Origin of the sequence: Paraburkholderia sp. BR14374, assembly GCF_040948685.1 — a bacterium.
Taxonomy (GTDB): Bacteria; Pseudomonadota; Gammaproteobacteria; order Burkholderiales; family Burkholderiaceae; genus Paraburkholderia; species Paraburkholderia youngii.
Map to the genome: position 1 here is coordinate 1 of NZ_JBFPKF010000052.1, position 9294 is coordinate 9294.

At 58.8% G+C, this 9294-nt stretch carries 9 protein-coding genes; 4 read left to right on the plus strand and 5 right to left on the minus strand.

Annotated features, from left to right (window positions below; all coding sequences use genetic code 11):
* Positions 1-228 precede the first annotated feature (228 nt).
* The 3 genes from AB3X86_RS37085 to AB3X86_RS37095 form a co-directional block, all read right to left on the minus strand.
* Positions 229-1518 carry an MFS transporter gene (locus AB3X86_RS37085; RefSeq protein WP_368599775.1) on the minus strand — a complete coding sequence of 430 codons (1290 nt, stop codon included), beginning with the start codon at positions 1516-1518 and terminating at the stop codon, positions 229-231.
* A gap of 317 nt (positions 1519-1835) precedes the next feature.
* Positions 1836-2297 (minus strand): hypothetical protein, encoded by a 462-nt coding sequence (locus AB3X86_RS37090; protein WP_368599768.1) that lies wholly within the window; start codon positions 2295-2297, stop codon positions 1836-1838.
* A gap of 114 nt (positions 2298-2411) precedes the next feature.
* Positions 2412-2918: a DUF3592 domain-containing protein gene (locus tag AB3X86_RS37095; protein WP_368599769.1), complete on the minus strand. Its 507-nt coding sequence runs from the start codon at positions 2916-2918 to the stop codon at positions 2412-2414.
* A gap of 30 nt (positions 2919-2948) precedes the next feature.
* Here AB3X86_RS37095 and AB3X86_RS37100 point away from each other — a divergent pair, with 30 nt between their 5' ends.
* Entirely contained in the window at positions 2949-3119 is a 171-nt protein-coding gene (locus tag AB3X86_RS37100; RefSeq protein WP_368599770.1) for a hypothetical protein, read from the plus strand.
* A gap of 20 nt (positions 3120-3139) precedes the next feature.
* On the opposite strand, the gene AB3X86_RS37105 is transcribed toward AB3X86_RS37100, so the two are convergent.
* Complete coding sequence (locus tag AB3X86_RS37105) at positions 3140-4039, minus strand: LysR family transcriptional regulator (RefSeq protein ID WP_368599771.1); 900 nt, start codon at positions 4037-4039, stop codon at positions 3140-3142.
* Between the two features lie 68 nt (positions 4040-4107).
* On the opposite strand from AB3X86_RS37105, the gene AB3X86_RS37110 reads away from it, so the two are divergent.
* Both AB3X86_RS37110 and AB3X86_RS37115 read left to right on the plus strand, forming a co-directional pair.
* Positions 4108-4401 carry a YciI family protein gene (locus AB3X86_RS37110; protein ID WP_368599772.1) on the plus strand — a complete coding sequence of 98 codons (294 nt, stop codon included), beginning with the start codon at positions 4108-4110 and terminating at the stop codon, positions 4399-4401.
* A gap of 256 nt (positions 4402-4657) precedes the next feature.
* Entirely contained in the window at positions 4658-6427 is a 1770-nt protein-coding gene (locus AB3X86_RS37115) for a SulP family inorganic anion transporter (RefSeq protein ID WP_368599776.1), read from the plus strand.
* A 230-nt stretch (positions 6428-6657) separates the two neighbouring features.
* Here the strand turns inward: AB3X86_RS37115 and AB3X86_RS37120 are convergent, their stop codons facing one another.
* The gene (locus tag AB3X86_RS37120; RefSeq protein WP_368599773.1) at positions 6658-6852 is read right to left on the minus strand and encodes a hypothetical protein; all 195 of its coding nucleotides are present in this window, start codon (positions 6850-6852) and stop codon (positions 6658-6660) included.
* 521 nt (positions 6853-7373) lie between these two features.
* On the opposite strand from AB3X86_RS37120, the gene AB3X86_RS37125 reads away from it, so the two are divergent.
* Positions 7374-8534, plus strand: a complete 1161-nt coding sequence (locus tag AB3X86_RS37125) for a membrane dipeptidase (RefSeq protein ID WP_368599774.1) — start codon at positions 7374-7376, stop codon at positions 8532-8534.
* The last annotated feature ends 760 nt before the right edge of the window (positions 8535-9294 follow it).

The window sequence follows — 9294 nt, forward strand, 5'->3', positions numbered from 1 at the left end:
CTGGAAGCAGCGTCACCTGCTTGCGATCTTCGCCTTCTATGAATCGCTTCATCCGGTCACCCATGCTGAATGAGTTAATCCAGTCTAGGCGATCAACGCGTTTTCACACAAGCTCGACCCGAAGCGGTCGACGAGATCTCTACAAAGCAGTCACTCGTTCGTCTTCCGGGTTGAGACCAAACCACCCATACACCCGCGGCGTTGCTCGACTTCCCGTCGCCTTGTGATCTACGTAATCTGTCTCGATTCAGGCACCGTTGGTACTCTGAATGCATCGGGATATTGGTGACGAAACCAATCTTTCACCTGATCGTGATCGAGTGCAAAGAATTCGCGCGATCGCGGTATGAGGACAAAGCCGAAAGCGAGTAGACACGTAGCGAGGCCGAAACATGTGTAGACACTGCCAACCGCCCAATGAGTGAGCGCCGCGCCTGCGATCATTGGTCCAAGAATGCCTGCAATCTGCGTGGTCATCATGCTGGCAGCGAGAATACGCACGCGGAAATTCTGCGGAATAGCCAATGAACGGTGAGTCGCGCCAACGAGGCCCATCGATGCATTGGCGAAACCCACACATGTAAGCGCCAATATCAGAACGATGGATGAATGCGCCCAGCCCGAAGCAGCAAGTGCCAGCCCTTCACACATTGCAGCCCCCACCCGGACATTGAATCGGCCGAACAGCCTGGCCAGTGCGTCCGAACCACGAAAACTGCCGAGCAGCAAACCTATCGATAGAGCCGCTTCGCAACCACCTAGCCAGAGACCGGACAGCCCGAGTGATTGAACTTTGAGCGGAATCAGCATGCCGACTGCTGGGCCTTGGAAGATCCATACGAGGAAGTTGACAAGTGTCCAGCCGCGCTCCAACGGGACGATCCATTTAGCATACAGTCCGGCGCGCAGGTCTTCCCACCAACGGGCCAAACCGCGATGGTGTTCGCGATGCTGATACTGTGACGGAAGCTTCAACGTCACATAGGCAGCGAGGCCAAGCAGCATGCCGTTCATCCAGAACGCTGCAGCAATACCGCCCAAGGCCAATGCCGCGCCAGCCAGTGCTGGCCCCAAGGCCCGTCCAGCCGCTTGCGTCGATCTACGAAGACGAAGAGCCTCGGCTAAACGATTCGCCGGAACAAGTTCAGCCGAGATGGTGGAACTGGCCGCGTCGATAAAAGCTTTCGCTACAACGGTGACCACGCCTATGCAGATGATGAGTGTAAGTCGGTAGGCAGACAGCGAGGCGAGCGTCGCAAGGGTAAAGGCGACCACCATTAAGGCGCAGATACCCCATACAATCTGCGGTCGCTTTGCGTATCGATCCCCAAGCGGCGAAAGCAGCGGCATTGTGAAGATCGTGGTGATGGCAATGCTTGCACCGTAGATCGCAAGGTGATGTGCACCGCCCCGATGAACGATCCACCAAGGAAGCGTGATGTAGCCGATCATATCTGCCAGGATCGTAAAAAGATCGCTGAGAAGCAGACAGGCAAGAGAGGAGGCGACTGCGTTTATGCGAGATTTAATTCTCCAAAGCACCGATTCCCCCTGTTGAGTTCGATGATGCTACCTCAACATTTTTCCCGCAGTTTAGGTGAACATTTCCAGACGTCGGCGTTTCGCTAGTGGGTCGATGATCGGTCGATTCACGACTGGCGATGCGTCAGATGGAGATTGTCAGCAATTCACGAGGCGATGCCGACTGGCTTAAAGTGGCCGATCGGCGCTGGATGCATGCGGCGCAGTGTGACCCAAATCTGACGTTGCGGCCCGCCCAGAGCCGACGTTCGTTGCTACGAACCGAGATGGCCTTGACTGGAACTACGGTCAGTTTAATCGGGTGCGCGCCGTGCCAACCAGTGGCCCAATAGCGCAGCCGAAACGCCAAGAATTACTCCCCATCCCCACTGCAGCATGCCCGCCTTTCGGCTATCTTCGGCGTTTTTCTGCGTGCGTTTGAGGATTTCACGATCGCCTAAATTCATCCGTACGAGGTCAGGGCCGCAATACTCCAAATGCATGGGAGATCCAGACGGCATTCCGTCGAACATTGTCATCGGGAAAGGCCCGCGATTACGTCCGGCCTCCCGTGCCAAGAGCTTGGATTTTCCATTGTTGAGAAAAGATATCTCCTTGCCCAAGAAGCGATTCTCAATTTCGAGCGTCCCGTCATAGCCCACCGAATGACACGGTAGTCCGACAGGACTAGCCACCCAGTAAATGTACGCGAGTGTGAATGAAGTCCCGCCAATAATTATCCCCAGCAAGAAAAGCATTACGCCTGCCATTTTCATTGTTATGACCTTTGTGTATGGTTTCCTGGAACAACGTAACGTCGCGGTGCCAAGGCGTGCGATGACCAGGCTGCGATCTCGTGTCGTGTGAATGGCCGCGACGCCTGTGCATCATCAGGGTCGCTTTGCAGCCTGACGCCGCCCAGTGCGTACAAAATCCACGGTCTTTGCAAACACCAGAATGAAGAGCGCGGAGTATATGGCATCCAACAGATCAAATGTCGCCCGATCTAAAACGGAGCGCGAGTGGTTGCCCGGATCGTAAAACGCATGGACTGTGGAACCAACTGGCCGCAATAGGCCGTCACGTTCCGCGACAGGTTCATATTGATACCAGTTCACATCATAACTGTGAGCGATGTGCGTGCTTTCGGCGCTGTATGACCGACCGTCTACGGTGTAGGTATATGTCCATGACGGTGCCCACAAATGGTTTCCGTACTTGAGGGGTTTGGAGATCGTATGGATGGAAGTGATTGTTGCTTCGGTTTGGGGCCACGTCCGCTCAGCTGCGAGGAAGTAGAGTTTCGATCCGACAGCGGCACCTGTATATCCGAGTAGGCCAAGTACGAGTAGAGCCAGGATGCCGAGTATTGCCGTGACAAATATTCTTAGCTTCATGGGCTCTTGTTGCGGGTGCAGGCGGTTAATTTGTTGCAGATTGTCGACGATCTTCTTCGCGATGTCGAATTACTGAAACTGGGCCGGGTCCTGCCTGCTGGCGAGCGCTGGCGCCCGGCCTCCGCCGTCGCGGCGGCGAACACACCAAACCGAGCCTTCTCGGACGCTCGAATTTGCCGAAACCGGCCGTTCGCCGACTGACTCGCGAACCCAAAGACCAACTACATTTCGCCGCTGGCTAGCGTCGCTTCGATCCAGGTCAGCACCACCGATACGCGCGCAAGGTGTCGCACGTCCGGATGTGTCAGCGTCCAGATTTCCCTCTCGAGCAGCGCTGCGCCATCGAAGTCGGTTCGCGCAATTCCCGGCGTGCGTTCGGCGACGATGCGCGGCAACAACGATCGCCCGAGTCCGGCCTGCACGCGTTGCAAGACGGATTCCGCGTCGTTTACTGCCACGGCAGCCAAGCCGCCACCGCGTCGGGCTGCCTCGTCGATCCACCGCGCCGGGGCAAGCGCGGCCATCTCGCCTTCATACGTTATCCACGGAAGATCTGACGCGTCGTCTTTGCAAACTTTCGGCGCATAGACGGCGTAACGAAGCATGCCGATCCGCCGTGCAAATACACGATTGCCGACCAGGCCGCCGGGTCTCGCGAGGCGCACTGCGATGTCGGCATCGCGCCGACCCAGATTCAGGTCGCGTGCGTCGGCGACAAGCTCGATTCGCAAGTCGGGGTATCGGGCAAGCAAGGTGGGCAACGCCGGCACTAGCACGCGATTGAGGAGCAACGGCACGGAGGTCACGCGCACCGAGCCGCTCACTGCCGAATCGACGCCTTCGACAGCCTCGCTCAAGCCGCCAATTTGTGCCTCAACGATCTCCGCGCGTGCAATTACAACTTCGCCGGCTTCCGTCGGACGTATCTCGCCATCCGCTGCGCGCTCGAAAAGTTTCGTTTGCAACGCGGACTCGATCGCACGCACCCGTCGCGCGACGGTTGTCGGATCTGCGCTTAGGCGTCGCCCGGCTGGTGCGTAGGCGCCGTCGCGGGCAACGGCGAGGACGTACTGAAGATCGTTCCAATCCAGGGTCGGCATTTTTGCAGTGTTGTTCGGCATTTTTTCGCATTGAGACTGTAATGATGCCGCACTAGGCTAAGCGCATCCACACCACAGGAGACGTAACGATGCTGTTTGCTGTTCTATTCGAAGACGACAACAATTGCGCGGCAGATGTCCGCGCCCGGTACATGCCGGCCCACCTGGATTTTTTGAGCACGCATGCGTCGATGATCAGAGCTGCTGGGCCGCTTCGCCGACATGAAGGCTCAGGGGCTGGTGGGCTATGGCTGGTAGACGCTGATTCGGCAGATGAGGTCGATCGGTTGGTGAAGACCGATCCGTTCTGGCCCACTGGCTTGCGTCGATCTGTCCGCATTTTGATCTGGAAACAGGTTTTCGCGGACGGAGCGCGTCTTTGAGGGCGGGTGTCGTCCGCTGCTGACCTGACTAGAGAACCGCACGTGGCGCGTGGGCCTGCGACGCGAAGGCCACTCCGCTCGATCGTCATGAATCTGGGGCCTCGCGTCGGATGACTGCTCTTGGCCGAGTCCAGCCTGGTCCCAGTACCGGCGGGAACCGCGCTTGCTTCTGGCTGTCATGCAAACGTCATCTCAATGGCACAGCGGACCCGGCAACAAATGCCGCGGGCGATGCCATTGGCGCGCCACTATGGACATGAAAGGTGGAACCAGGCGAGACCGCCCGAGGTGCAAGCCTGGTGCCGGCCCGCTGCGCTGGGTCAATGGACTCGCCGTTGCGCGCGACTACTCGCTCTCGTCGCTGCCGCACGACCTCGTAGCGGGCGTTACCCTCAGCGCCGTTCTCGTGCCTGCGGGCATGGCGTACGCGGAGGTGGCACGCCTTCCCGCCGTCAACGGACTGTACGCGTCGTTTGCCGCGATGCTCGCGTATGCGCTCTTTGGTCCCAGCCGCATTCTGGTGCTCGGTCCCGATTCCGCGCTCGTCGCATTGATCGCAGCGAGCATCATGCCGCTCGCGCAAGGCGATGCCGCCCACGCGTTGGCACTAGCGGGTGCGCTCGCAATACTGGCTGGCGCAATCTGCATCGTGGTGGGCGCGCTGAGGCTCGGATTCGTCACAGAGCTGCTGTCGCTACCTATCCGGCACGGGTTTCTGAACGGCATCATTCTGACGATCGTCGTCGGACAGTTGCCGAAGCTGCTCGGCTTTAAAGGTAAAGGGGAATCGTTTTTCGAGCAGCTACGCGACCTGTTGGAAGGAATCGCCGCATCGAAAGTGAATGCGACATCGTTCGCGCTTGGCGCCGGTGCGCTTGTGCTGATTCTCGGCTGCAGGCGGCTATGGCCCAAAGCGCCCGGCGTGCTGCTGGCGGTGGCGGGCGCGACGGTGGTGGTGATGGCATTCGATCTGGCGCAGCGCGCCGGCGTTGCGACTGTCGGCGCGTTCGCACAGGGCCTGCCTGTTCCGCGCTTCCCCAAGGCCAGCGTCCACGACTGGCTGCATCTCACGGGAAGCGCCGCGGCGATCGCGCTCGTTTCGTTCACGGACATCAGCGTGCTGTCGCGGACCTATGAATTGCGCACCGGCACCAACGTCAACCAGAATCAGGAATGCGTCGCGCTCGGGCTGTCGAACATCGCGGCTGGCTTGCTGCAGGGCTTCGCCGTCAGTGCGAGCGGGTCGCGCACGCCCGTCGCTGAAGCTGCCGGGGGGAAGACCCAGGTCACGGGCGTGGTAGCCGCCACGATCGTCGCGGCATTGCTCGTATTTGCCCCACGTGCGCTGTCCCATGCGCCGCAATCCGCACTGGCCGCCGTGGTGATTGCCGCATGCGTGAACATGATCGAGGTGCGCGGCGTCATGCGGCTCTATCGTCTGCGCAAAAGCGAATTCGTGCAGGCGATCGTGTGTTTTCTTGGCGTTGCGATTCTGGGCGTCGTCAACGGCATTGCTCTGGCGCTGCTGCTTGCCGTGCTGTCGTTTCTATGGCGCGCCTGGCGGCCTTACGATGCCGTGCTGGGGCGCGTCGACGGGCTGAAGGGCTATCACGACGTGTCGCGTCATCCCGAAGCGCGCCGCGTGCCCGGGCTCGTGTTGCTGCGCTGGGATGCGCCGCTTTTTTTCGCCAATGGCGAGATTTTTCGTGAGCACGTGCTGCGAGCCGTCGATGCGTCCCCCGGGCCGCCGGCACGCTGGATCGTCATCGCTGCGGAGCCCGTCACCGATATCGATCTCACCGCCGCCGAGGTGCTCGAAAGGCTGCATGGTGAACTGGCCGGGCGGCAGGTCAAACTGGTTTTCGCAGAGCTGAAAGGTCCCGTAAAAGACAGCCTCAAACACTACGGCATGTTTGGCATGTTCGGCGATAGCAACTTCTTTCCGACAGTTGGAGAGGCCGTGAACGGATACCTGGAAATTCATAGGGTGGAATGGCACGACTGGGAAGACGAAACGTCGCGATGAAAAAACCGACCTGTTCCCGCTAGTGCTCGATCCCAGTTTGGAACATCGATCGCTGCGTTCCCGGTTTGATTCGCCACAGCCGAAGCACACAATGCGCGTCGACGCGCCTGGTAACTCCGCCGGGCGGCACAATGCTCACGCGACTGCTGCCTAACGCTCACTCGCGCTGAAAATCGATGGGTGACGTTCGAAGCTCGGTCCCGGGTCACACCCAGCACGGCATAGGCCTGTCAGTGCAGGCGTCCGAGGTTACGGAGAAGCGAATCCCCTTCCGGCGTCACGCGAGGCCGCACCGCCCCGCCGGCAAGCTGCTCCAGGGCGATTAGCTGGCGTTCAAGCAACATATCAAGTTCTTCGCGCTCGGCAATATGGTCGGCCGAGTCCCTGACTAGCATCAATGTCGCGAATTCATGGGCACTGAGCATGCTTGCCTCCTGGTCGAATAGGTGCTGTGTGGATTGCGTCGGCTGGGGCGCTCGCTTTTGACGGCGCGTTGCCGGTGGCGCATTCGCTGCAAATGGCGCGGGGGAGTTGATGGTAGGAGGAGCGCCCGGCCGCGGCAATCCGGGGCGTCCCGCATACTGGACAGATCGGGGCGGACCGCACTGCGACCGACGCGGCATCCGTGCGCGTTCATTGTGTTGCATCGACCGGTTGAATCCGCCAAGGTGTAGCTGACGTCTGAGCGTCCAGGTGACATGGCTGCTGAATGGCGACTTTTGGGCCGAGTTCTGCCTGATGGCGAAACGCTGGAACCCGGTCGCTACCGGGCCGTCGGCGAATGCACCAAACCGACCCACGAAAGACGGTCGCCTATGCCGGGAGCGGGTCGTTCAGACCGCGAAGCACGCTCCACCTCGATGCCCAGATCGTCAACAATCACCAGTACTGCCGACGTAGGACAATTACCCAACGATTTAATTGAAAAAAGCCAGGGAGTGGGATTATGGGGATGACGCGTCGAGATTTCATTAAAGCCGGCGTTGGCGGGGTTGCGGCGCTTACTGGGATTCAAGGGGTTTCGCGCGCGCGAAGCGTCTCCGCCGCCCTATCGTCAGCTAAGGAGGTCATCGTAGTCGGAGCGGACGGCTCCGATCTCACCCTCAGTTACCTCGACGATTATCTGAGCGTAGGCGCCACCGTCTGGCAGTACTCCGGGAATACCATGACTTTTCATCGCTTCGATGAAATCGATAGTTTTGTGGCCGCTAACTCATCGAAGGTCACGCTTGCCAAGTCCTACAACGATATCCTGACCGCTAAACAAGCGGGCAAGGTTGCTATCGTCGCCGGCGCTCAAGATTTGTATCCGCTCGAGCTGATGTGGAACAACGAGAAGGATCTCAGCAGCCCGGCCAACAATTGGTATGTCAGCCCGCCGCAAACGCAGCTTTCCAAGTATTACGAAAGGGGGCTACGGATTGCCAACCTCGCCTACCAATTTGCTAACTTTTTTGGCGGCGGCGACCTTGACCCAACGACGCCGCTGTCGACGGCGGGCCGGTTTATCGTAGGCCAGATGCAGGACATCGGTATTCTGGTCGATTGCAGTCACTCTGGCGAGCAGACCAGCCTCGATGTTATCAAGATGGCAACCCGTCCCGTTGTCTGTTCACATTCTAACCCTGCCGCACTAGACGATAATCCGCGTAACGTCAGCGACCGCCTAATCGAAGGTATTGCCAAAACCGGCGGTCTAATCGGCGTCAACGCGACAAACTGTTTTATAGTTTGGAGCCGAGCGGATGCCCGCTATGCGGACACCGGGCCTTTTCCCCCTTTGGCAAGCATTTCGCGCTATGTCGATATGATCGACTACATTGCTGGGCTCGTGGGAGTCGACTACGTCGGTATTGGTCCCGACTGGACCATCGGCAACCCCCCAGACCACAGTCCGCCCCCTGATCCTGGCAAATCATTCTATTTTGGTCCAGAGTTTCAATACAATCAGCCCGACGGAATCCAGTACGTCGCGGATTTCAGCACGGTAAGTGACCTCCCAGTCCTAGCCGCAGAACTGGGACGCCACGGCTACTCTGCCACCGACATAGCGAAAATCATGGGAGATAACTGGATGCGCGTGTTCCGTCAAGCTTGGAACTCGTGACCTGGTCCGGCCTCAACCTGATCTCAAATATGCGGTGTGGCAAGCCGTGGCGCGATCGATAATTGCTCGTTCCGGGACTGGAAGGCGGCTGTCACTGCACCTCTAATCCCACGGCAGTAACTCTTCGATACGGTTGATGGGATAGTCGGCGATGTAGTATGAGCACAAAGCGTGGATACGCCTCCGGATTCGATACCCACGAGTTTTGCGCTGCCAACCAAGCTGTATTGCGGCGGCACGTTCACCGCCGGAGTCGGCTCAGCGAACAGACAGTTCCGTTCGTCGTTCTGGCTTGCGGAACCCGTTGGCAACATCGAGCGCGGTTCGAGTCCCCGCGCTTCATTTGTGGACAATGCCGAATTGATGGCTGTGTCAGTCGACGTGACCGCGCCTGACTTCGAACAGCGGTCCAGTTTTTACCGTTTCAGTAAGCCGGCCCAGAAGGCGGTCTCGCCAGATCATGGCTTTCCTGAGCACGTTTCTTCGATCTTACGGTCAAGCGAACGTGGGACGCATTCCCCGCGGCCATATCGAAGCCGCGGGGTGCGCTCTTCTCCTCACTACCCCCGCTCTCGCGTATCTTCGAGATGTTTGAAAGCATAAACTTTTGCAGCAATTCGCGGTTGGCCAATTAGAGCTAAAGTCGGAAGTGGTGTACGGGGGATCTGGGGCGGGGAATTGAAGGCGGTGGAGGTTTCAGCTGAGAATCTGATTGTCGAAGTCGGAAACCAGCAAACAACAAACCATCCACCATGAGCAA

Bases quoted from the DNA above. Each gene is read 5' to 3' on its own strand.
- AB3X86_RS37090 (WP_368599768.1), bottom strand. From the start codon at position 2,297: ATGAAAATGGCAGGCGTAATGCTTTTCTTGCTGGGGATAATTATTGGC.
- AB3X86_RS37095 (WP_368599769.1), bottom strand. From the start codon at position 2,918: ATGAAGCTAAGAATATTTGTCACGGCAATACTCGGCATCCTGGCTCTA.
- AB3X86_RS37105 (WP_368599771.1), bottom strand. From the start codon at position 4,039: ATGCCGAACAACACTGCAAAAATGCCGACCCTGGATTGGAACGATCTT.
- AB3X86_RS37110 (WP_368599772.1), top strand. From the start codon at position 4,108: ATGCTGTTTGCTGTTCTATTCGAAGACGACAACAATTGCGCGGCAGAT.
- AB3X86_RS37115 (WP_368599776.1), top strand. From the start codon at position 4,658: ATGAAAGGTGGAACCAGGCGAGACCGCCCGAGGTGCAAGCCTGGTGCC.
- AB3X86_RS37120 (WP_368599773.1), bottom strand. From the start codon at position 6,852: ATGCTCAGTGCCCATGAATTCGCGACATTGATGCTAGTCAGGGACTCG.
- AB3X86_RS37125 (WP_368599774.1), top strand. From the start codon at position 7,374: ATGGGGATGACGCGTCGAGATTTCATTAAAGCCGGCGTTGGCGGGGTT.